The sequence below is a fragment of the Mesorhizobium sp. WSM4306 genome (assembly GCF_007003975.1).
Taxonomy (GTDB): domain Bacteria; phylum Pseudomonadota; class Alphaproteobacteria; order Rhizobiales; family Rhizobiaceae; genus Mesorhizobium.
Genome location: NZ_VFTC01000010.1, coordinates 74,521 through 96,466, shown reverse-complemented (window position 1 = coordinate 96,466; position 21,946 = coordinate 74,521). Strand labels below are relative to the sequence as shown.

The 21,946-nt window shown below is 63.8% G+C and carries 24 protein-coding genes; 11 read left to right on the top strand and 13 right to left on the bottom strand.

The genetic code is table 11. The annotated features are described in order from the left end of the window. Positions 1-122 precede the first annotated feature (122 nt). The 3 genes from FJV77_RS14350 (at position 123) to FJV77_RS14340 (ending at position 2,883) form a co-directional block, all read left to right on the top strand. The gene (locus tag FJV77_RS14350) at positions 123-740 is read left to right on the top strand and encodes a LysE family translocator (RefSeq protein WP_142867452.1); all 618 of its coding nucleotides are present in this window, start codon (positions 123-125) and stop codon (positions 738-740) included. Positions 741-1,141: 401 nt separating this feature from the next. Next, positions 1,142-2,122, top strand: a complete 981-nt coding sequence (cysK, locus tag FJV77_RS14345; RefSeq protein WP_142867451.1) for a cysteine synthase A — start codon at positions 1,142-1,144, stop codon at positions 2,120-2,122. A 134-nt stretch (positions 2,123-2,256) separates the two neighbouring features. Further along, the gene (locus FJV77_RS14340; RefSeq protein WP_142867450.1) at positions 2,257-2,883 is read left to right on the top strand and encodes a glutathione S-transferase family protein; all 627 of its coding nucleotides are present in this window, start codon (positions 2,257-2,259) and stop codon (positions 2,881-2,883) included. A gap of 9 nt (positions 2,884-2,892) precedes the next feature. Here the strand turns inward: FJV77_RS14340 and FJV77_RS14335 are convergent, their stop codons facing one another. Both FJV77_RS14335 and FJV77_RS14330 read right to left on the bottom strand, forming a co-directional pair. Beyond that, a complete protein-coding gene (locus FJV77_RS14335) occupies positions 2,893-4,137 on the bottom strand; it encodes an RNA polymerase sigma factor (protein WP_142867449.1) in 1,245 nt (414 codons plus the stop codon). 7 nt (positions 4,138-4,144) lie between these two features. Next, positions 4,145-4,513 (bottom strand): YciI family protein, encoded by a 369-nt coding sequence (locus FJV77_RS14330; RefSeq protein ID WP_142867448.1) that lies wholly within the window; start codon positions 4,511-4,513, stop codon positions 4,145-4,147. Between the two features lie 211 nt (positions 4,514-4,724). Between FJV77_RS14330 and FJV77_RS14325 the strand changes: the two genes are divergently transcribed. Then, entirely contained in the window at positions 4,725-5,186 is a 462-nt protein-coding gene (locus FJV77_RS14325) for a RidA family protein (RefSeq protein ID WP_142867447.1), read from the top strand. A 164-nt stretch (positions 5,187-5,350) separates the two neighbouring features. On the opposite strand, the gene FJV77_RS14320 is transcribed toward FJV77_RS14325, so the two are convergent. Continuing rightward, positions 5,351-5,776, bottom strand: a complete 426-nt coding sequence (locus FJV77_RS14320; RefSeq protein ID WP_246691257.1) for a DCC1-like thiol-disulfide oxidoreductase family protein — start codon at positions 5,774-5,776, stop codon at positions 5,351-5,353. Between the two features lie 179 nt (positions 5,777-5,955). Continuing rightward, the gene (locus tag FJV77_RS14315) at positions 5,956-6,096 is read right to left on the bottom strand and encodes a hypothetical protein (protein WP_023672040.1); all 141 of its coding nucleotides are present in this window, start codon (positions 6,094-6,096) and stop codon (positions 5,956-5,958) included. Between the two features lie 354 nt (positions 6,097-6,450). On the opposite strand from FJV77_RS14315, the gene FJV77_RS14310 reads away from it, so the two are divergent. Both FJV77_RS14310 and ligD read left to right on the top strand, forming a co-directional pair. Next, positions 6,451-7,317 carry a Ku protein gene (locus tag FJV77_RS14310; RefSeq protein WP_142867445.1) on the top strand — a complete coding sequence of 289 codons (867 nt, stop codon included), beginning with the start codon at positions 6,451-6,453 and terminating at the stop codon, positions 7,315-7,317. Between the two features lie 5 nt (positions 7,318-7,322). Beyond that, a complete protein-coding gene (ligD, locus tag FJV77_RS14305; RefSeq protein WP_142867444.1) occupies positions 7,323-9,830 on the top strand; it encodes a DNA ligase D in 2,508 nt (835 codons plus the stop codon). A gap of 245 nt (positions 9,831-10,075) precedes the next feature. Here ligD and FJV77_RS14300 read toward each other — a convergent pair whose 3' ends face one another. Continuing rightward, positions 10,076-10,750: a winged helix-turn-helix domain-containing protein gene (locus tag FJV77_RS14300; RefSeq protein ID WP_142867443.1), complete on the bottom strand. Its 675-nt coding sequence runs from the start codon at positions 10,748-10,750 to the stop codon at positions 10,076-10,078. Positions 10,751-10,818: 68 nt separating this feature from the next. Between FJV77_RS14300 and FJV77_RS14295 the strand changes: the two genes are divergently transcribed. The 3 genes from FJV77_RS14295 (at position 10,819) to FJV77_RS14285 (ending at position 11,806) form a co-directional block, all read left to right on the top strand. Next, positions 10,819-11,022 (top strand): DUF1127 domain-containing protein, encoded by a 204-nt coding sequence (locus tag FJV77_RS14295; RefSeq protein WP_142867442.1) that lies wholly within the window; start codon positions 10,819-10,821, stop codon positions 11,020-11,022. A gap of 86 nt (positions 11,023-11,108) precedes the next feature. After that, on the top strand, positions 11,109-11,465 hold the full coding sequence (locus FJV77_RS14290) for an NIPSNAP family protein (RefSeq protein WP_142867441.1): 357 nt from the start codon (positions 11,109-11,111) through the stop codon (positions 11,463-11,465). After that, the gene (locus FJV77_RS14285; RefSeq protein WP_112559097.1) at positions 11,462-11,806 is read left to right on the top strand and encodes an antibiotic biosynthesis monooxygenase; all 345 of its coding nucleotides are present in this window, start codon (positions 11,462-11,464) and stop codon (positions 11,804-11,806) included. Before FJV77_RS14290 ends, FJV77_RS14285 begins: the two co-directional genes overlap by 4 nt. 234 nt (positions 11,807-12,040) lie before the next feature. Here the strand turns inward: FJV77_RS14285 and mbfA are convergent, their stop codons facing one another. Then, entirely contained in the window at positions 12,041-13,024 is a 984-nt protein-coding gene (gene mbfA / locus FJV77_RS14275; RefSeq protein ID WP_142867440.1) for an iron exporter MbfA, read from the bottom strand. Between the two features lie 166 nt (positions 13,025-13,190). Here mbfA and FJV77_RS14270 point away from each other — a divergent pair, with 166 nt between their 5' ends. Continuing rightward, the gene (locus FJV77_RS14270; protein ID WP_142867439.1) at positions 13,191-13,511 is read left to right on the top strand and encodes a hypothetical protein; all 321 of its coding nucleotides are present in this window, start codon (positions 13,191-13,193) and stop codon (positions 13,509-13,511) included. A gap of 308 nt (positions 13,512-13,819) precedes the next feature. Here the strand turns inward: FJV77_RS14270 and FJV77_RS14265 are convergent, their stop codons facing one another. The 7 genes from FJV77_RS14265 to lepA all read right to left on the bottom strand — a co-directional run bounded on the left by FJV77_RS14265 (position 13,820) and on the right by lepA (position 20,874). Then, the gene (locus FJV77_RS14265) at positions 13,820-14,191 is read right to left on the bottom strand and encodes a hypothetical protein (RefSeq protein ID WP_142867438.1); all 372 of its coding nucleotides are present in this window, start codon (positions 14,189-14,191) and stop codon (positions 13,820-13,822) included. 287 nt (positions 14,192-14,478) lie between these two features. Then, on the bottom strand, positions 14,479-15,108 hold the full coding sequence (locus FJV77_RS14260) for a CDGSH iron-sulfur domain-containing protein (protein WP_142867437.1): 630 nt from the start codon (positions 15,106-15,108) through the stop codon (positions 14,479-14,481). 236 nt (positions 15,109-15,344) lie between these two features. Beyond that, entirely contained in the window at positions 15,345-15,692 is a 348-nt protein-coding gene (locus tag FJV77_RS14255; RefSeq protein ID WP_142867436.1) for a hypothetical protein, read from the bottom strand. A gap of 274 nt (positions 15,693-15,966) precedes the next feature. Continuing rightward, positions 15,967-16,479: a hypothetical protein gene (locus FJV77_RS14250; protein WP_142867435.1), complete on the bottom strand. Its 513-nt coding sequence runs from the start codon at positions 16,477-16,479 to the stop codon at positions 15,967-15,969. A 73-nt stretch (positions 16,480-16,552) separates the two neighbouring features. Then, positions 16,553-17,062, bottom strand: coding sequence for a hypothetical protein (locus tag FJV77_RS14245; protein WP_142867434.1), 510 nt, complete (start codon positions 17,060-17,062; stop codon positions 16,553-16,555). A gap of 10 nt (positions 17,063-17,072) precedes the next feature. Further along, positions 17,073-17,579 carry a hypothetical protein gene (locus FJV77_RS14240; protein WP_142867433.1) on the bottom strand — a complete coding sequence of 169 codons (507 nt, stop codon included), beginning with the start codon at positions 17,577-17,579 and terminating at the stop codon, positions 17,073-17,075. A gap of 1,489 nt (positions 17,580-19,068) precedes the next feature. Next, entirely contained in the window at positions 19,069-20,874 is a 1,806-nt protein-coding gene (lepA, locus tag FJV77_RS14235; RefSeq protein ID WP_142867432.1) for a translation elongation factor 4, read from the bottom strand. 419 nt (positions 20,875-21,293) lie between these two features. Between lepA and FJV77_RS14225 the strand changes: the two genes are divergently transcribed. Next, positions 21,294-21,938: a DUF1223 domain-containing protein gene (locus tag FJV77_RS14225; protein WP_246691263.1), complete on the top strand. Its 645-nt coding sequence runs from the start codon at positions 21,294-21,296 to the stop codon at positions 21,936-21,938. The last annotated feature ends 8 nt before the right edge of the window (positions 21,939-21,946 follow it).

The following is a 21,946-nucleotide window of genomic DNA, read 5'->3' as shown; positions in this document are numbered from 1 at the left end:
AGTGAACCATCTCTCGTTTTCGGCCATGCCCTGACGACCGTCCGAACCCCTGGCGCAATCGAATCCGTTTTACCCCTGCCGGCTTTCATGGCATCAGGGGCCCTTCACGGGGTGCAACCGTCATGACCCTCACCGGCTTTCTCGCCTATAGCGCCGCCCTTGGCATCGCCGCCGCCATTCCCGGCCCTGGCGTCACCGCGCTTGTGGCGCGGGCGCTCGGCTCCGGCTTCCGCTCGTCGCTGGCCATGTCCTTCGGACTGATGCTCGGCGACCTCACTTATCTCACCGCGGTGGTGCTCGGCCTTGCCTTTGTCGCGCAGAGCTTCGGCATGGTCTTCCTCGCCATCAAATGGCTGGGCGTCGCCTATCTCGCCTTCCTCGGCTGGCGGTTCTGGACCGCCGGGATCACGCCGGAGACCGTCGAGGCCAGAAAAGGCAAGGGTGGTCTCGTATCGAGCTTCCTTGCCGGCCTCACCGTGACGCTCGGCAATCCGAAGACGATGATCTTCTATCTCGCCATAACGCCGACCATCGTCGACCTGAAGACCATCACCCTCGCCGATTACGGCATTCTGGTCGCGCTCACCGTCATCGTGCTCTTCGTGGTGCTGGTGCCTTATCTGGCGCTGGCCGCCAAGGCGCGCTGGTTTCTGAAATCGCCGCGCGCGCTGAAGGCGCTGAACCGCACCGCCGCCGGCTTCATGGTTGGAGCTGCGGCAGCCATTGCGGCGCGTCAGTAAGCTTTCGTCATCCCTGGGCGGAGCGACGCAAAGCGGAGCGCAGACCCTGGGATCCATGCCGTGACGCTTGTCTAGGAATGCAGCGGCGGGGAATGACATTCCTGCGGGAACCATGAATGACAACGGCACTACAAAATCTCCTGCCGCCGCGGCGCTCGGCGGTCACGGCATGGATCCTAGGGTTCTCCGCGACGTCGCTTCGCGACTGCTACGCCCCAGGATGACGAAGCTGAGGAGCATCGGCTAATCTCCAACAGTCCGTTGAAAGGAAATAAGTTTCCAGGTGCGGGGTTGGTTCAGCAAGCGCCCCACTCGATATTTTCGGCCGGCAGCCTATCTTGCGCGGTCGAAAGCCCTATTCTGTCCGCCGATGTCAATTGCCTGATCTGGGAGCGAAACCAATGAACAAGCCCGTCTCTTCGCCGCGCGTGCCCGGCCGCGGCCGCGTCTACAATTCGATCACCGAGACGATCGGCGACACGCCGTTGGTGCGGCTCGACAAATTCGCCAAGGAGAAAGGCGTCGTTGCCAACCTTCTGGCCAAACTCGAATTCTTCAACCCGATCGCCTCGGTCAAGGACCGTATCGGCGTTTCGATGATCGAGGCGCTTGAAGCGTCGGGCCGCATCAGGCCCGGCAAGACGACGCTGATCGAGCCGACCTCCGGCAATACCGGCATTGCGCTCGCCTTCGCCGCCGCCGCCAAGGGCTACAAGCTGATCCTGACCATGCCTGAAACCATGTCGGTGGAGCGCCGCAAGATGCTGGCGCTGCTCGGTGCCGAACTGGTGCTGACCGAAGGTCCCAAGGGGATGAAGGGCGCCATCGCCAAGGCCGATGAACTGGCCGCCACCTTGCCCGACGCCGTCATTCCGCAGCAGTTCGAAAACCCGGCCAATCCGGAGATCCACCGCCGCACCACGGCCGAGGAGATCTGGAACGACACCGATGGCGGTGTCGACATCTTCGTCGCCGGCATCGGCACCGGCGGCACCATCACCGGCGTCGGCCAGGTGCTGAAGCAGCGCAAGCCTTCGGTGCATGTCGTCGCCGTCGAGCCTGAGGCATCGCCGGTGCTGTCGGGCGGCCAGCCCGGCCCGCACAAGATCCAGGGCATCGGCGCCGGCTTCGCGCCAAAGATCCTCGACACCTCCATCTATGACGAGATCGTCAAGGTCTCCAATGAGGATTCGGTCGCCAATGCCCGCCTCGTCGCCCGCCTCGAAGGCGTGCCGGTCGGCATCTCGTCGGGCGCCGCACTCCAGGCGGCCATCGTCGTCGGCTCGCGGCCGGAGAACAAGGGCAAGAACCTGGTGGTGGTCATCCCGTCCTTCGCCGAGCGTTATCTCTCGACCATCCTGTTCGACGGGTTGGGGGCTTAGGCCTCGCGTCTGCGAACGACCGTCCGCGCTGGACCGCTGAAAAACCGCTGGTGGCTTCAGCCGCCGGCTTGAGCGGAGGACGGCTTCCGGGTCAAATCGCCCCGGCCTGCTTCGTGCGGCCAGGGAGGATTTTGATGTACAGACTTTATACGCGCCCGGGCAGCGGCGGCTTCGTTGTCGAGGCGGCTTTGGCGCTGGCAAACGCGCAATTCGACCAGATCGATGTGCGGAAGAAGGACCCGCCGGACCCGGCTTTCCTCGACATCAGCCCGCTGAACCAGGTTCCGGTGCTGACCTTGCCCAACGGTCAATCGATAACCGAATCGGCGGCGATCTGCATCCTGCTTGCCGAGCGCCACCCGCAGGCGGGTCTGGCGCCGGCCGCCGGATCGCCGGACCGCGCCGACTTCCTGCGCTGGATGGCGTTCATGTCGTCGGCGCTCTACCCCGCCATCCTGCGCCTCTACTATGCCCATCGCTACACCACCGATGCCGATGGCAAGAAAGCCGTCAAGCAGGCAGCCATTGCCGAGATGGACCGCGGCTTCGCCGTTCTCGATGCAGCACTTGAGGGGCGCGACTGGCTGGTCGGCAACGCGATGTCGCTGGCCGACATCTATCTCGTCATGCTGGTCGCCTGGCACCCTTATATCGACAAGGCGCGGTCCGACTGGCCGAACGTCGAACGCCTATGGTCGGCGTTGCGCGCGCATCCGCTGATGAAGCGGCTCAACACTGCGCACGAGATGTGGCCGGCCTGAGCGGACGCTTCAATTTCGCAATATCGCCCGCTTGGCCTGCAGGAAACGGCGCACGGCCGGGTCGCGTTCGAGGCCGATCGCCCGGTCGTAGGCTTCGCTGGCCTGTGGCACGTTGCCGAGCCTTGCCAGCAGGCCGGCGCGGGCGGCCCAATAGGGCTGATAGTCGTTGAGCCGCTTGTCGTCGCCCAGCACGTAAAGCGCCGCCAGCCCCGCCGCCGCCCCATCGGCCTCGGCGATCGCCACGGCGCGGTTGATCGCCACCACCGGCGAGCCTGATATCACCGACAGCGCATCGTAGAAATTGCGGATCGCCGCCCAGTCGGTCTGGCCGGTCCGCCGCCGTGTCGCGTGCACCGACTGCACCGCGGCTTCAAGCTGGTAGCGGCCGATGACGCCCATGGTCGCAGCGTGGCCGAGCAGCGCCTCGGCTTCATCGATCAGGGCGTGATCCCAAAGCCGGCAATCCTGATCGGCCAGCGGCACATAGTCGCCGTCGTCGCTGCGCCGCGCCGCGCGCCGCGCCTCCGCAAACAGCATCAGCGCCAGCAGGCCGAGCGCTTCCGGCTCGTCCGGCATCAGCGACGCCACCAGCCGTCCGAGCCAGATGCCTTCCGTCGCCAGATTGCGTGTCCGAGTCTCCGTGCCGGCGGGATCGGTCCAGCCTTCGGCGAAAGCGGCGTAGATCGCCTCCAGCACCGTATCCAGCCGCTCGCCGAGTTCGGCCCGCTCCGGTACGCGAAACGGAATGCCGATCTCGCGGATGCGGCTCTTGGCGCGCACCAGGCGCTGGCTCATCGTCGCCGGCGAGACCAGGAAGGCCGAGGCGATTGCTCCTGCGTCGAAACCCAGAACCGTCTGCAGGATCAGCGGCGCCCGCACGCTGGCTTCGATCGCCGGATGCGCGCAGGCAAACATCAGCCTGAGCCGCTCGTCGGGCAGGTCTTCGTCTTGCATGCTTGCCTCCATCTCCTCGGCCATCAGCTTGAGATGGTCGCGGCTCGCCTCGCTGGTCAGCCGACGGCGCACCGCATCGACGCCACGGCGGCGCGCCACGGCCAGCAGCCAGGCCTCCGGCTTTTCGGGCACGCCGGCTTTCGGCCAGCGCTCAAGGGCCGCCGCGAAGGCATCGGCCAACGCATCCTCCGCCCCCGCGACATCGCGCGTGCGCGCAGCGAGCCAGGCGACGAGCTTGCCGTAGCTTTGCCGGGCGGCCGCCTCGGCCGCCGCGCGCGCGATCTCCGGTCGACTGTCCATCACGGGGTCATTTCTGAGAGGGGTACTCGGTCATTTCCCAGATCGGCCGAACCTCGATGGTGCCGGCGCTGGCGCCTGGACAGCGCGCTGCCCATGCGATCGCCGCGTCGGCGTCCGCGGCCTCGATCATGTAGAAACCGGCAAGCTGCTCCTTGGTATCGGCGTAGGGGCCGTCGAGCACATTGGTCTTGCCGTTGGCCGTCCGCACTGCGGTGGCAAGCTGGGTCGGCTTCAGCCGGTCGCCGGCGAGCCACGCTCCGGATTTCTTCAACGCTTCGGTGTAGGCGCCGTAGGCGGTGCTGATCTCGTAGGTCTTGTCGCTCGGTGCGGCCGCCATCGCGGCTTCGTTCGCGTATATCAAAAGCATGTATCGCATGGGTCTTCTCCCGTTTTTAGGAAGGCCGCGTCGTTGCGTGCCGGACGTATGTCGTGCGGCCATGCCCGATTTCGACAGGCTTCGGAAAAAACTTTCGCCTTCGCCGGGAGATTTCGCAAGCACCCGCCTCTGCCTCGTCGGCTGGACGACGGCTGGCGCAGCACTATCCTCTGCCATGGCGGGCACGTCACGCGAGAGATGGGAGAAGCGAATGAACCTCGTGACTCACAAGAAATTCAAGAACGGCCGGCTGATGCCATGGGGCAAAGGCACCGTCGTCAGCGGCGCGAAAGGCACCGTCTATCTCTGCGGCAACACCGCGACATCGGCCGACTACGATCCAGCCGGCAAGAAGGGCGGCGGTTTCGCCGGCGATGCGGCGGCGCAGTGGCGTGAAGTTCTCGGCAACATCAAATCGGATCTGGAGGAACTTGGCAGTGGCCTCGACCACCTCATCAGGCTGACCTTCTTCGTCAGGGGTCCATTTCCGGACGGTGGCGTTCTCAACTCTCCCAATTTTCGTCTCGACGTGCTGGACGCGTTCTTCGCCGAGCATTGTCCGAAGCATTGCAGCTACAACAATCCGCCGCCTTCGGAGGTGATCGGTGTCGCAGCGCTTGCCCAGGCCGACATCCTCATCGAGATCGTCGCCGTCGCGGCGCTGCCGGACTGAGGGGGGCCGGATGGATTAGCCTTTTGGCGCGGCTCGCTCTCCAGCAATTGCACGATGCGGCCGCCGAAAATGCCGTAGCCGCCGACGACCAGAAGCCTCATCGCGCGGTTGCCTCCATGCATGTCGTTTCCCCAAAACCGAGGTCACTTTTGGGCGACATGGGATCAGCCGATCATGCGCGCACGCATCGCGGCGGACGGGATCTCGCAACTGTCCTTGCGGCCGAAGATGGCGTAGCGGTTTTTGGCGATGCGTTCGTAGAGCCAGTCGCGCAAGGGGCGCGGCAACAGCAGCAGGGCTTTGGCCGCCCGCCACGGCCAGCCGAGTTCGGCCATCACGGTAACAAAACTGTCCAGCCGTATGAAAGGAGCGCCGTTGATGAGGACCAGATTGGTCTCGTAACTGTCGGTGCGCAGTCCATGCTTGTGGAACAGCGCCTCGCCGAAGGGCGACTGCGCCGTGGCGAAGCGGAAGCGGCTTTTGCGGTCGAGCCTGACCACCGTGCGCACGAAGCCCGAGCAGAGCACGCAGACGCCATCGAAAACGATCAACGGCTGGCTGGCATCGAGGGAGTCAGGAGAAGAAGTCACGGGACATCCGGCAGCTTGCGTCAGGCGACACTAAGCCTGCCGGCTACGGGATCAAAGCCGCGGCGTTGTCGCACGGCTTCTCGCGGCCAGCGCAGGGCGCTCGGCGCGATAGGTGGTTGCGCGGTGGTCGGCGGCCGGTCTGCAGATCCGGCTGTCGTGACGGCTTTCGAACGTCATGATCAGTGCGCGCCGAGCGAGCTGCCGCGACGGGCGCAGGCCGGGCCTGGTCCGCGCATGTAATAGCGCTCCGGCCGATAGGTCGGCGCGATGAATTCGCGGATGGCGGCGGCATAGCCGGCGATGTGGCCCCAGAATTTCATTTTACTTAAGTCCCTGTCCCGATTTTCGGATGTCCCGTCCGATTGCGGGGATCATAGCGTCGAGGCGTGAATAGTCGGTGAACACGATGTTAATCTTCGGTCGAAAACCCGTCGCTTCGTGGCCGGAATGCGGCGGTTTCGGGGTCTTTAAGAGCCTTTTGAGCCCTTTCCGGCCAATGTGACTTTTGCATCACATATGTTTCGTCTGGATGTCGCTTCGGCGCGGTTCTGTTTCAATTTCGGTGACCCCCGCGAAATTTCCGTGCGCACGGCTGGAAAGCCGACAGGCAGCGTTCGGAACCGGAATCGGCTTTACCCGTTCTCGGTTGAACCGTATCGCGCAGGAGTTTCGCCATGGCACCCCGCCCCGCCTGGAAGGGCTATCTGAAACTGTCGCTGGTCACCTGCGCCGTCGAACTGACCAACGTCGTCACCCACACCGAAAAAGTCTCGTTTAGGGTGCTGAACCGCAAGACCGGCAACACGGTCAAGCGCATCTATGTCGATGCCGAAACCGGCAAGCCGTTGGAGGAAGGCAACGAGATCAAGGGCTACGAACTCGATGACGGCGACTTCGTCCATATCGAGGAAGACGAGATCGCCGCGGTGCAGATCGAGTCCTCGCACACCATGGCGCTGGACGGCTTCGTCGACAAAGCCTCGATCCAGCAGATCTATCTCGACACGCCCTACTATGTCGCGCCGGCCGACAAGGTGTCGGAAGAAGCCTTTGCCGTCATCCGCGACGCCATGGCCGGCAAGAAGATGGCCGGGCTGGCGCGCATCGTGCTCTACGCCAGAGAACGTCCCGTCGTCATCGAACCGCTCGGCAAAGGCATGGTGCTGACCACTTTGCGCTACGACAACACGGTGCGGCAGCCCGACAGCGTCTTCGGCGACATCAAGGCGGTGAAGACCGACCAGGAGATGACCGATCTCGCCGAACTCATCATCGACAAGAAGAAGGCGAAGTTCGATCCGTCGAAATTCGAGGACAAATATGAGGACGCGCTGCTCGAACTGATCCGCGCCAAGAAGGCCGGCAAGAAGGCGCCGAAGCCACAGGCCGCGCCCAAGCCGTCCAACGTGGTCAATCTGTTCGACGCGCTGAAGAAGAGCCTGTCGGATGGCGGCGCGGCGACAGGCCCGGCCAAGAAGGCCAGGCCGGCGGCCAAAAGCGGCAAGGTGAAAGCTTCCGCGCCCAAACGCAAATCGGCGTGAGCACCATGGCCAGCCTTGAACAGTATCAGTCCAAGCGCGATTTCAAGAAGACGGCCGAGCCTGCGGGCAAGGTTACGCGCGGCAAGCAGCCCGGCGGCATCTTCGTCATCCAGAAGCACGATGCGACCAGGCTGCATTACGATTTCCGCCTCGAGCATGACGGCGTCTTGTGGAGCTGGGCAGTAACGCGCGGCCCAAGCCTCGATCCGCACGAAAAGCGGCTGGCAGTGCATGTCGAGGATCACCCGATCGAATATGCCGGCTTCGAGGGCACCATCCCCAAGGGCGAATATGGCGGCGGCACCGTCATCGTCTGGGACGAAGGCACATGGACGCCCGAGATCGACCCCGCCAAGGCGATGAAAAAGGGCCACATCTCGTTCGAGCTCAAAGGAAAGAAGCTGAACGGCCTGTGGCACCTCGTCAGGCTAAAACCCCGCGCGGGCGAAAAACGCGACAACTGGCTGCTGATCAAATCCGACGATGCCGCTGCCCGCCCGGGCGAAGACATTCTGAAGGACGCACCGAAATCGGTAAAATCCGGCCTCACCATCGAGCAGGTCGCGGAGGGCAAGACCGCCGACGGCAAGAAGCCGAAAGTCTGGCATTCCAACAAGCCTGCCGCCTCAAGCAAGGCGAAGGCCGGCAAGCGTCTCGATTTTGTCGAACCGCAGCTGGCAACGCTGGAGCGTGAGGCGCCGCCCGGCAAGGACTGGCTGCACGAGGTCAAATTCGACGGCTACCGCATGCAGGCGCAGATCGCCGGTACCGAGGTGCGATTGCTGACCCGCACCGGCCTCGACTGGACGGAAAAATTCGGCGCAGAGATCGTTGCCGAGCTGGCCCAGCTGAAATGCAGCGACGCCATCATCGACGGCGAGATCGTGGTGCTGGCCGACAGCGGCGTTTCGTCCTTCGCGCTGCTGCAGCAGGATTTGTCCGCCAATCGCACCAGCCGCTTCACCTACTACGTCTTCGACATGATGCGGCTCGACGGCAAGGATTTGCGCCGCGAGCCGCTGGTCGAGCGCAAGCAGGCCTTGCAGGAGCTGCTCGGCGAGCCGGGTGAGAATGCCGCCGTTCGCTTCAGCGATCATTTCGCCGAGCCTGGCAAGATCATGCTGCAGCATGCCTGCCGCATGGGGCTTGAAGGCATCGTCTCCAAACGCGCCGACGCACCCTACCGCAGCGGCCGTGGTCCCTCCTGGGTGAAGTCGAAATGCACGGAGCGCCAGGAATTCGTTATTGGCGGCTATCTGCCGTCGGAAAAGACCGGCCGCGGCCTGCGCTCGCTGCTGGTCGGCTATTTCGAAGGCGGCAAGCTCAATTATGCCGGCCGCGTCGGCACCGGCTTTTCGGTCAAGGGCGCGACGGACCTGAAGAAGAAGCTCGATGCTCTGAAGGCAAAATCATCGCCTTTCGCCGCCGCTGTGCCGAAGGGCAAAGGCCTGGTCTGGGTCAAGCCTGAACTTGTCGGCGAAGTGGAGTTCCGCAGCTGGACCTCGGACCGTATAATACGCCATGCGTCGTTCCAGGGACTGCGCGAGGACAAGCCGGCGGAGGAAGTCGTGCAGGAAAAGCCATCGAAGGCCGGCAGCAAGGCAAAGCCCGCGGCAAGCAGCGCCGGCAAGGCCGGGTCCAAAGTTTCCGGGACGGTCACGACCAGCGTAAAACTCTCCCATCCGGAAAAACTGCTGTGGCCCGAGGAGAAAATATCCAAGCAGGCCTTGCTCGAGCACTACGCGCTGGTCTGGCCGCGCATGGAGCAGTTCATCATCAACCGGCCGCTCAGCCTGGTCAGAGCGCCGGACGGCATAGGCGGGCCGCGCTTTTTCCAGAAACACGCCTCGGCCGGAATGAGCGACAAGATCGCCCGGATGAAAGACCCGACCGATGGCGAGGAGATCCTGTTCATCCGCGATTTCGACGGCCTTGCCGCTCTGGTCCAGTACGGCGTCGTCGAGGTCCACATCTGGGGTTGCACGACCGACGCGCTGGAAAAGCCGGACCAGATCATCTTCGATCTCGATCCCGACGAGGGCGTCGACGTCAAGGCGGTGCGCGAAGCCGCCCTCGACATCCGAGGCAAGCTCGACGATCTGTCGCTCCCCAACTTCGTCAAGCCCTCGGGCGGCAAGGGCTATCACGTGCTGGTGCCGCTGAAACCGTCGGCGGATTGGGAGGAAGTCAAAACCTTCTCGCATGATTTCGCCAAGGCGCTGGAGCAGGCAGCCCCCGACCGCTACACGGCGACGCTGTCGAAAAAGGCGCGCACCGGAAAGATCTTCGTCGACTATCTGCGCAACGGCAGGGGTTCGACGACGGTGGCGCCGTACTCCTCACGCGCCAAGAAGGGGGCGACGGTGTCCATTCCCGTGACATGGGCGGAGGTGGAAGCGGGGCTGGCGCCGAATTCTTTCCCGATCGGCGACAAGACGACGCTGAAGGAGTTGGAGAAGGCCGATCCGTGGGCGGAGTTTTTCAAGCAGGCGAAGGTGCTGAAGCGGGGGTGAGGCCCCCCAGCCTTCGTCATCCTAGGGCGTAGCGACGCGAAGCGGAGCGCAGACCCTAGGATCCATTCCGTGACGTTTGACGAAGCGCACGGCGGCTCAGAAATGGCGGTCTTCTCACTGGTTTCCGAGGTTCTGCATCGTTGCGGCGCACGAAGGTCACGGCATGGATCCTCGGGTCTGCGCTGCGTCGCTGCGCTCCTTGCTCCGCCCGTGGATGACGAAGGCGGAGTGGCAGCGCCAAACCTTCACCCCAAAAACACCCGCTCAAAAGCCTGTTTCCCCGGCGGTGAAAACACCACGGCCCGACTGTCCTTCTCCCGCCTTGCCCATTTCTCCGCCAGGATCTTGTCGAGGATCGCCGCGCCCAGCGTTCCCGCGAGGTGCGAGCGGCGCACGCTCCAGTCGAGGCAGGCGCGGCACACCGGGCGGCGCGGCTTGGCGCCGACATCGATGCCGATGGCCGAAAAATGCGAGGCCGCCGACGGCCCGAGCCGGATCTCGTTGTCGTTGCGCAAAAGAATGTCGCGCGCCACAAGCCGGTCCAGCATCGCCACGGCCTGCTCGCCGGCGAGGTGGTCATAGCAGACGCGGGCAACGCGCATCGCGCCGTCGCGCGGCCCCGGCCGCACGCGCTTGGGGCCGACCGCCTCCGCCACGCCCGTGATCGCTTCGATCATGCCCGCCACCTGCGGCCCGGCGAGGCCGTAATAGCGATGCCGGCCCTGGCTGGCCAAAGTCAAAAGCCCGCCCTCCATCAATTTGGACAGATGCGACGACGCCGTCGGCAGCGACACGCCGGCCTCCAGCGCCAGTTCGCTTGCCGTCAAAGCCGTGCCGCCCATCAGCGCATTCAGCATGTTTGCTCGCGCCGGATCGCCGACCAGGCTGGCGATGCGAGCGATGTCTGGTCCTTCACGCATAGTTCGGTCTCCATCGAAGCATTCTTGCGAGATAATCACTAATGTCGGCTGAGATCAAGGAGAACGCCATGCCAACCGCTTCCGCCCCACTCGCCAGCCGCCAGCCGTTCCCGTTCGTCACCTGGCTGCATCGGCGGCTGCTCGCCCGCTGGTACGACCGCCATCTGCAGCGGCTCAACCTCGACGAGATCGACGACCATTTGCTGCGCGATCTCGGCCTGACCCGGGAGGATGTGCGCCGCGAGTGCGCGAAATCCTTCTGGCAGGCCTGACCGCCAGCACTTTTGCTTAGCAGGCCCGGCGGCACAACGTTTCGACGCCGCTCGAACCATCCACGCAGAAACCCAAGGAGACCGACATGACCATCACCTGCTTCATCCGCTACGAGATCGACCCGTTCGGCAAGGCGGCGTTCGAGCAATATGCCAAGGCCTGGGGCCAGGCGATCCCGCGCTGCGGCGCCGACCTGATCGGCTACTACGCCCCGCATGAGGGCTCGGCCACCACGGCCTACGCCGCCTACAACATCGACAACCTGGCCGCCTACGAAGCCTATCGCGCCCGGCTCGCCGCCGATCCCGCCGGCAAGGCCAATTACGAATTCGCCCGCCGCGAAAAGTTCATCTTGAAAGAAGACCGCATCTTCCTGAAGCTGGTGTCCGGGCCGCATGGACCGCGGCAGCTGTTCCAGACCGCGGTCAAGGAGGAAGCATGATCGCAGTCATTTTCGAGGTGCAACCGGCGGAGGGAAAGCGCGATGCCTATCTTGGCATCGCCGCGGAGCTCAGGCCGCTGCTCGACGGTATCGACGGTTTCATCTCGATCGAGCGGTTTCAGAGCCTGGTCGACCCGAACCGCATCCTGTCGTTGTCGTTCTGGCGCGACGAGGAAGCGGTGAAAGCCTGGCGCAACACCGAGGAGCACCGGCAGGCGCAAAAAGCCGGCCGTGGCGGAATCTTTGCCGGCTACCGGTTGCGCATCGCGCATGTGGTGCGGGATTATGGGCTGACTGAGAGAGACGAAGCGCCGGCGGATAGCCGGGCGGTGAATGGATAGAGCAGTGACGATGTCGGACGGGGTTCATAACCGTCGACCATCGCGCCGCCCCTCATTGTCCTGCCGCACATTTCTCCCCGTATAGTGACGGGGAGAAAGACGCTGTTGCAAATGGTTTCGCCAATCGCCAACGGCGCAGAACAAGTGCCGAAATTCGCGATAGCCCCCTTCTCCCCGTTTACGGGGAGAAGATGCCGGCAGGCAGATGAGGGGCAGCGCCGACTTTTCGTCCACCTAGGCATTCCCGATCAGCACCCCCGCCGCGAACACCAGCGCGCCGCCCAGCACCACCTGAAACGCCGCGCGCAGAAACGGTGTCTGCATGTAGCGGTTCTGGACGAAGGCGATCGTCCACAGTTCGAAGAACACCACCACGGCCGCCACCGCCGTTGCCGTCCAGAAATGCGGGATGAGATAGGGCAGCGCGTGGCCGAGCCCGCCCAGTGTCGTCATGATGCCGACGGTCAGCCCCCGCTTGATCGGCGAGCCGCGACCCGACAGTTTGCCGTCGTCGGAAGCGACTTCGGTGAAGCCCATCGAAATGCCGGCGCCGATCGAGGCGGCAAGGCCGACCAGCAGCGTCTGCCAGGTGTCATGCGTGGCAAACGCTGCGGCAAAGATCGGCGCCAGCGTCGACACCGAGCCGTCCATCAGCCCGGCCAGCCCCGGCTGCACGTAGGTCAGGATGAACTGGCGCTGCTCCGCATTTGCCTCTTCGTCCTTCACCTCGCCCGGCACAAGTTTCTGCTCCAGCCGATGCGCTGAATTCTCATGGCTCTGTTCGGCAGCGGCCAGCTCGCCGAGCAGCTTTCGGGTCGAAGCGTCGCTGGTGCGCTTGGCCGCCTCGACATAGAAACGATAGGCCTGCCGCTCCATCTCTTCGGCTTGGCGCCGAACATGTTCGACGCCCAGCGGCCGCACCAGCCAGTCGGGCTTGCGCTCGTAATAACCCTTTACATGTTCGCGTCGCAGCAGCGGAATGCGCTCGCCGAAACGCTTGCGGTAAAGCTCGATCAGGGAATCGCGATGCCCGTCTTCCTCGAGCGCCATCGCCTCGAACACTTTTGCCGATTGCGGAAAGCTTTCGGCCAGTCCCTCGGCATAGGCGCGGTAGATGCGCCCGTCATCTTCCTCCGACGAAATCGCCAGCGCCAGGATTTCCTGTTCCGACAGCGATTCGAAGGAACGGCGGCCGAAACCGAAGACACGGGAAAGCATGATAAATTCACCCAAGTTTAGAATAATTCTAAACTAGGGGCTGCGGCCGCTCCGGTCAATCGCCGGTCAACAAGTGTTGAAGCACCGCGCCTGCCCGCGCCCTTCATTATTAGCGAATGTTCGCCTATATAGGCGGTAACACGCAAATCGAAAGGAACCCCTGGAGATGACGGCAAAGCCGCACGACCATTTCGACCCCAAACCCGTCCTCGATCTCATCGCCAGCATCGAGGCCGACCTGCAGCGGCTGAAAGGCCTGGTCGAACAGCAGGTCGAAAAATTCGACCCCGCCAATCCGCACAACAAGGCTCCCGACGGCAAGCTGACCGAGGAGGGCGTCGAGTGCTGCTACCGCATGTTCGACGAAGGCAAGTCACGCTATTCGGTCGCCCAGCAGATGAAGATCTCGTTTGCCGCCGCCACGCACAGGTTCAACGCCTGGCGCAAGGCGGGTGGGTCGAAGCGGCAAAGGGCGCTGCTGGGGTGAGAGCCCGGTTCGCCGAAGGCGAATTCATCGTGCCGGTGGCACGATGAAAGGGCTCGAACGCCGGGGAGTTGCCGAAGGCAACGGGCCCCCGGCCGGGCGGTTGTGAGATGTCGGCGGCTGTCTAACGGGCCTAACAGAACTTGGGTTCCTCGCCCCCGCAAAGCGGGGGAGAGGTGGCCGCGAAGCGGACGGAGAGGGGCCTTTTCGTAGGGCGCAGCCCCCTCTCCGTCTCGGCTTCGCCGATCCACCTCTCCCCCACTTCGTGGGGGCGAGGAACCCAAGCTGGAACGGCAGCCGCGCCCGCCGCCCTACGGCACCAGTTCAATCTCTTCGGTCTCGCCGCCGCTGCAGGTGTAGCAGCAGTCTTCGCATTTTTCCTTGTTGTTGGGGCCGACGCCCCAATAGGTTTCCTCGTCGCCGTCTACCCAGGCGCCGTAGCAGATGGACTCGCCCTCGTTGCACGAGATCGGGATCTGCTTGGTCTCGCCATCGTCGAGATAAAAATCCTTGTCGTTGCCCGGCCAGACATAGTCGCGGTCCTGGCTATAGAGCTCGAGGCGCATGGCGTTGGGATGGCTGTTCTTGACGGCAAAGGTGATATCGGCGGCATAGGCCGATGGCGCCAGCAGAGCGGCAAGCGAGAATGCAACGACGATGCGGCGGGTGATGGTGAAAGACATGACGTTCCCCGGATTGAGAATCGGCCCCCTCGGCCGAGAGGGCGAGCATGGCATGATGCGGGGTGACATTGAAGGGCAGTCCCTGACTGATTTTGGGGTGATTGGCGAAGGCGGCGAAACTGCTGATCTCCCCCCTTGAGGGGGAGATGGCCGGCAGGCCAGAGGGGGTCCTTGCGCATGAAGCGCCGACGTGCTCTGCGCCGAGACGTCGTCGGCGCTTCACGCGAGGCGACCCCCTCTGTCGCCTGCGGCGACATCTCCCCCTCAAGGGGGGAGATTATCTTCCGCTACCCCACAAACCCAACCCGTTTATGCGATCCATCGCAAAACGGCTTGTTGGCCGAGTGGCCGCAGCGGCAGAGAAAGGTGCGGGTGGTGCGGTCGATCGTGTGGCCGGTGCCGGTGACGATCTCGGCATTGCCTTCGACCTTCAATGGCCCGTTGGTGGTTGGCGTTATGGTCAGCGGGCCGTTGCGCGCCTCCAGCGTTGCCGGCGCGTCCTTCAGCGGCGGCTCGCCGGTGGCTGTGAAGCCGGCCTTGATGTGGCTGTTGTCGCAGAACGGCTTGTTTTGCGAGGCGCCGCAGCGGCAGAGCGTGGCGCGAAAGGAGGTCTCGCCGCCGAGCACGATCTCGGCATGGACGGCCAACGGCCCGTTCTCGCGCAGCCGCACGGTGTTGACCATCGGCGGCTTCTCCTGCGGCCCGCCATCCTTCCTGAAGTAGCCGATGGCGCCGGACGGACAGTTTTCGGCCAGCGTCACCACTTGCTCGACGCTCGCCGCCTCGGGGTGGATCCACTCGCCGGGCGCATTGGGCACGAAAACATGCGGATTGCCGAGCACGCAATTGCGCGAATGGATGCAGCGCTTGCCGTTGAAGGAAACGTCGATCTTCTCGCCTTCGACCGTGCCTGCCATGGAGCTTCTCCTCGTGGTGGGTGACAAGAGGCTAGGGCGGTAGCGGCAAGGGCGTCAAGCTCGCTTGGGGGCGGCTGATCTCCCCCCTCGAGGGGGAGATGTCGCCAAAGGCGACAGAGGGGGTCGGTGCGACCGGGCTCGACGTCCCGCGACAGAGAAGGCCGGCGCTCCACGCGAGACGACCCCCTCTGGCCGCTTCGCGGCCATCTCCCCCTCAAGGGGGGAGATAAATGGCGCTACTCCACCAGATCGATCGTCTCCGTCGTCTTCTCCACGCAGATGAAGCAGCAGGTATCGCATGGCTGGTCATTGTCCGGCCCGACGCCGGCCGAAATCGCATCGTTGCCGTTGACCCAGGCGCCGTAGCAGATGTTTTCGCCCTGAGAGCACGAGATCGGCACCGATTTCTGCGAGTTGGGCTCGATCAGAAACACCTGGTCGCCGCCCGGCCACGACATCTTGCGGTCGCGGCTGAACAACTCCACCGCCACCGCCTGCTTGCGCAGGTTCTTGACGAAGAACGCCATATCGGCGGCATGCGCCGGGGTGGCGATGATGAGGGCGGCAAGGGTGAGGCGGAGCATGGCGGTGGGTTTCCGAATCGGAGACGGGAACTAGAGCATGAGCGGAGAAGCGGCGGTAGAGCGGGTAATCTCCCCCCTCGAGGGGGAGATGTCGCCAAAGGCGACAGAGGGGGTCGGTCCGACCGGACTCGACCTCATTGACGCTGAGGAAGGCCAGCGCTCGACGCGAGGCGACTCCCTCTGGCCGGCCGGCTTTCGTCGCTCGGAAAGCCAAGCAATTGGCTCCCCGTCCGCTACGCGGACCACTCCTCAACCCCCTCAAGGGGGGAGAGCCCTACCGCCTCACGACCACATGCGGCGCGAATTTTCTCACCGCCTCGATAAGGTCTTGGCCGCTCATGTCGAGCGAGTTGATCTCCATGTGCACGGTGTTCCCGCCAATGAGCAGGATCCGGTTCAGCGCATTGGCCGATGCGTATTTGATCTCGTCGGGCGGCTCGCCGGTCAGTTCGAAATTGACCATTCCCGAGCCCTTGCCGGGGGAGGAGAGGTGCACGCTCTGAACCTTGTCCCATGGCACCAGCACGTCGCCGAGGCGGCGATCGCGGAAGCCGTTTTCGTCGAGCACCACCTTGACCGAGGTGTCGAAGGCGCCGCGCGCGCTGTAACCGGCGAGCCCGAGGAAGCCCAGCGCCAGCAGCGCCACCAGCAACACCCGCCCGCCGTCGGCGCCGCCGGCCAGCCCCTTCAGCGTGTAGAAGCCGAAGATCGCCGCCATCAGCAACGACCCGGCGACGGAACTGAACTTGTTGGTGGGACTGTTGCGGAGTTCCATCGGCGCGGACATTTCGGTGGTTTCCGAGTGTTGAGCATCGGCGGGCGGAGCGATTCCTCCATCTTGCCTGAGTGAGAAGGAAGAATCAGCGCCTCACCACCACATGCGGCGCGAATTTCTTCACTGCATCGACCACGTCTTGGCCGCGCACGTCGAGCGAGGAGATTTCCATGTGGACGATGTTCCTGCCGAAGGGCAGCACTAGGTCCAGCGCATTGGCGGGCGCGTATTTGATTTCGTCGGGCGGCTCCCGCGTGAGCTCGAAATTGAGCATCGCCGAACCCTTGCCGGAGGTCAGATGCACGCTCTTCACCATCGCCCATGGCACCAGCACGTCGCCGGCGCGAGCATCGCGGAAGCCGTGGCTGTCCAGGGTGACCTGGACCGAACTGTCGAAGGCGCCGCGCGCGATGACATAGCCGAGCCCAAGGCAGCCGAACGCCACCAGCGCGATGACAAGCACATGCCCGCCATCGGCGCCCGCCGCCAGCCCGCTCAGCGCGCCGAAACCGAAGATCGCGCCGATCAGCAACGGCCCGATTGCCGGGAAGATCTTTCCGGTGACGCTGTTGCGGAGTTCGAGCGGCGCGGACATTTCTGCCAGCCTACCGCTTCAGCAAGGTCCAGATCCAGCCGGCAAAGGTCAGAACCAGGAACGGATAGCCGGCGGCGGGCAGTGGCGCCGAGGTCGGCAGCAAGGGCGCGCCCCACAGCACCATGCCCACCGTCACGACAAACAGGACTGCGGCGATGAGGCCGGTGAGCCGCATCCACACCGCAAATGTGTTCGCCGCGCCGATCAGGACGAGCGCCGCCGCCCACAGCGAGATGCCGCCGACATAGGAGGGCACACTGGCCTCGAGCCCCGCCGCATTGCCGGCCAAAAGCTGGCTCTCGCCGGCAAGGAAGGTGAGGAACCCGGCCGCGACGAGGTCATTGCCCAGTCGCTGGTATTTCATGGTCAGCAGCGCGGTCGCTACGACGAGCGCCACGCCGTCGATCGCCCAGAGTGTTTCGCGCAGCGGAGCGCTCGAAACGAAAGTGCCGGCCAGGCCGAAGGCGCCGCCGATGGCGAGGCCGGTTGCGGCGATGGTGTCTGATGTGGTGCGCATGTGATGTATCCCCAAGGCGGGGAGAAGGATACTCCAGAGCCTTGCGTTTTCAATGGATGGGCCCAGGCGCGCGCCGGCCTCACTAGCCGCCGTAACCGCGATTCGGAGAGATGCGTCGTATTGCCCCGAATCTTCCGTTAGGAGGGTAGGCTTAAACGTGATGTTGTCTCGATGGGTTTGTTACTGAGACGAAGTCTAAAGATTTTTATCAGCAATTACAAGTGGTTGGTGTCTGTACCAGAATACCAGATGGCTGCCGAACCCGACATTGACACAGGCGGTACTTTGGTTCAATGTCAGGATACTGATTCTTTTGGGGGTCTTTAGCATGTCTGTTACCACGGATAAGCCAGCACCATACGCGCCTGCGTCGGCCATCATTGGTTTGATCGAGAAGCACCGGAGCCGGGGGCTTCCGGCGACCGTGGATTCGGAAGCGCTTACAAGGTCGAGTGTACCGGAAAGCCTTATACCGCGCACCCTTCAGGCACTTCAGACGCTAGATTTGATAGATGCAGACGGCAAAGTTACCCCTACAATGGAAGGCCTCCGCAAGGCCCCGGAAGCGGAGTTCAAGGCGCGGATGGCGGAATGGTTGAACACCGCGTACCACGACGCTCTACAATTCATTGATCCGGCGGTTGATGACGAGACCAGTATCCGGGATGCATTCCGGAGTTACGTTCCAACCGGCCAGCAATCCCGCATGGTAACAACTTTCGTTGGTCTCTACTCCGCAGCCGGGGTTCGTGCTGACCGCCCGCGCGCCGCGGTCCGCGCTAGCGGTCGCGAGCGGACGCCCGCCAAAACCAGAGCCCAATCGAAGCCGGCAAAGCGAAATACCCCACCACCGCCTCCTCCACAGCACAAACCACAAATCGACAATGGCTTGCCACCTGCTCTCGCCGGCTTGCTAACCAGCCTCCCGTCCGCCGGCCAATCTTGGACGAGTGCGGAGCGCGATAGATTTGTGGTGACTTTTGGAGCGGTCCTTGACTTCTGCTTTCCGGTCGATGACCGGCCTAAGTCGAAGGTGGAGCAAGAAAACGACGACGGAGATGACGAATGAGAGTTGTCTAGCCCCTCACGTTCTGGCCATCGGCATCAGAGGGGAGACTATGAGAAAGCCGCCAATCCCGTTTGCAGCGGGACGGCGGCTCTAGATGACCAAGCAATCGGAGAGAGGCGGTAAAGCCTCGCGACGCTAGGACCTCTCCATCCCTAGAATCGCACCTTTGCCGCGCCTTTTCAAGGCCCACCGCCTTAAAGGGGTGATGTCATGGTCTGGGTGAACCCTTACCAGCGCTTCCGCTTTGGTCGCACCGAGTCGGTGTGCGGCCATTTCCGTAGCCGCTAACTAGGCGTCGGCGGCGTAGCCGCTTCGCTTTAGCCGATCAACCGAACTATGCCGGGACCTGGTCAGGTTCCCGGCTTTTTCTTGCGCTTTCCGGATCGATGACTTGGCGCGCTCAGCGCACCAACCGGCTTCTTAATCGCCCATCTTCAGCGCCTGGATAAACGCCTCCTGCGGAATATCGACCTTCCCAAATTGCCGCATCCGCTTCTTGCCTTCTTTCTGCTTGTCGAGCAGCTTGCGCTTGCGCGAGACGTCGCCGCCGTAGCATTTGGCGGTGACGTCCTTGCGGAGCGCCGAGATGGTTTCGCGGGCTATGACCTTGCCGCCGATGGCGGCCTGGATCGGGATCTTGAAGAGGTGGTGCGGGATCAGCTCTTTCAGCTTCTCGCACATCTGGCGGCCGCGCTTTTCGGCGGCGGTGCGGTGGACCAGCATGGACAGCGCGTCGACCGGCTCCTCATTGACCAGGATCGACATTTTCACCAAATCGCCCTCGCGGTAGTCGGTGAGGTGATAGTCGAACGAGGCGTAGCCCTTGGAGATCGATTTCAGGCGGTCGTAGAAATCGAAGACGACTTCGTTGAGCGGCAGATCGTAGGTCAGCATGGCCCGCTTGCCGACATAGGAGAGGTCGGCCTGGATGCCGCGCCGGTCCTGGCAGAGTTTTAGAATACCGCCGAGATAGTCGTCGGGCGTCAGGATGGTGGCGCGGATCCACGGCTCCTCGATGGCCGAGATCTTCACCACGTCGGGCATGTCGGCGGGATTGTGCAGCTCCTTCATCGAGCCGTCATTGAGCAGCAGCCGGTAGACGACCGAGGGCGCCGTGGCGATGAGGTCGAGGTTGAACTCGCGCTCCAGCCGCTCCTGGATGATTTCGAGGTGCAGCAAGCCAAGGAAGCCGCAGCGATAGCCGAAGCCGAGCGCGGCCGAGGTTTCCATCTCATAGGAGAAGCTGGCGTCGTTGAGGCGCAGTTTGCCGACGGCGGCGCGCAAATCCTCGAAATCGGCGGCGTCGACCGGGAACAGGCCGCAGAACACCACCGGCTGCGCCGGCTTGAAGCCGGGCAGCGCATGCGCGGTCTGGCGCTTGTCCTCGGTGATGGTGTCGCCGACGCGGGTGTCGGCCACTTCCTTGATCGAGCCGGTGAAGAAGCCGAACTCGCCGGGGCCGAGCTCGTCGACATTGATGCGGGCCGGCGTGAAGACGCCGGTGCGCTCGACCAGATATTTGGCGCCGGTACCCATCATGCGGATGGTCTGGCCCTTTTTCAGCACGCCGTCGATGATGCGCACCAAAACGATGACGCCGAGATAGGCGTCGTACCAGCTGTCGACCAGCATGGCCTTCAGCGGGGCGGTGGCGTCGCCTTCTCGCGGCGGCGGCAATTGGTGGACGATCGCCTCAAGGACATCGGGAATGCCAAGGCCGGTCTTGGCCGAGATCAGCACGGCGTTGGAGGCGTCGATGCCGATGACTTCCTCGACCTGCTCGCGAATGCGCTCGGGCTCAGCGGCCGGCAGGTCGACCTTGTTCAGCACCACGACGATCTCGTGGTTGTTGTCAATGGCCTGGTAGACATTGGCCAGCGTCTGCGCCTCGACGCCTTGCGAGGCGTCGACCACCAGCAGCGAGCCCTCGCAGGCCGCCAGCGACCGCGACACTTCATAGGCGAAGTCGACATGGCCGGGCGTGTCGATGAGGTTGAGGATATAGTCCTCGCCATTGTTGGCGCGGTATTTCAGCCGCACCGTCTGCGCCTTGATGGTGATGCCGCGCTCGCGCTCGATGTCCATCGAGTCCAGCACCTGCTCCTTCATGTCGCGCAGCTCCAGCCCGCCGGTGGACTGGATCAGCCGGTCGGCAAGCGTGGATTTGCCATGGTCGATATGGGCGACGATGGAGAAATTGCGGATGTGGTCGAGAGGCGTGCTCATGTCGCGCGCTTTAGCAGGGGCAGGGTTGAGGGGCAAGCGGGTGGCGGAGGGCCTTCGACCACTCAAAGCGTGGCGATCCTTCGCGCCCCCCTCTGTCCTGCCGGACATCTCCCCCACGAGGGGGGAGATCAGAGCTCCGCCGGCGCGGCCTTTCTGAAATGGACTGACGGGGATCTCCGCCGAAGGATTGGCGAGGCAGCGACGCTGCTGATCTCCCCCCTCGTGGGGGAGATGTCCGGCAGGACAGAGGGGGGCGCTGTCCCTCCAGCCTCTCCGCCCCCAATCACGAAGCGGTGAACCATGTAACGAAGCCTTGGGGAGCGACGAAGTGTGGGATGAACCCGCCGCAACGGAGACCCCCGATGACTGGACTTAACTCAAAACGAGCCGGCATGCTGGCTGCCGCAGGCGCCGCGTTGATGCTGCTTGGCGGCACCGCCTTCGCCCAGCCGCTCACCGTGGTCGAACTCTTCACCAGCCAGGGCTGCTCGTCCTGCCCGCCGGCCAATGCCAATCTGATCAAGGTCAAGGATCAGCCGGGCGTGCTGGCGCTGTCGTTCAACGTTACCTACTGGGACTATCTCGGCTGGAAGGACACGTTCGGCCGCGAGGAATTCACCCAGCGCCAGGTGCGCTATGAGCCGTCGCTGGGCCGCTCAGGCCCGTTCACCCCGCAGGTCGTGGTCAATGGCGGCGCCGATGCGGTGGGTGCTGCACCGGGCGAGATCGAGCAGCTGATCTCCTCGAGCGGCCACGCAGCAGGTCCATCGCTGTCGCTCGACGGCGGCAAGATCAGCATCGGCGCCGGCACCGCACCGGGCGGCAAGGCCGATGTCTGGCTGGTTCGCTACAACAAGGGCGTCATCGAGGTGCCGGTGGCGCGCGGCGAGAACACCGGCCGCACCTTACCGCATGCCAATGTCGTGCACTCGCTGACAAAACTCGGCAGCTGGAGCGGCGATGCCACCACCTTGCCGCTGCCGGCGGCCTCCGGCGGCTTGAGCACCGCGGTGCTGGTGCAGACCCCCGGCGGCGGGCCGATCCTGGCCGCAGCCGCCAACTGATCTTTTTT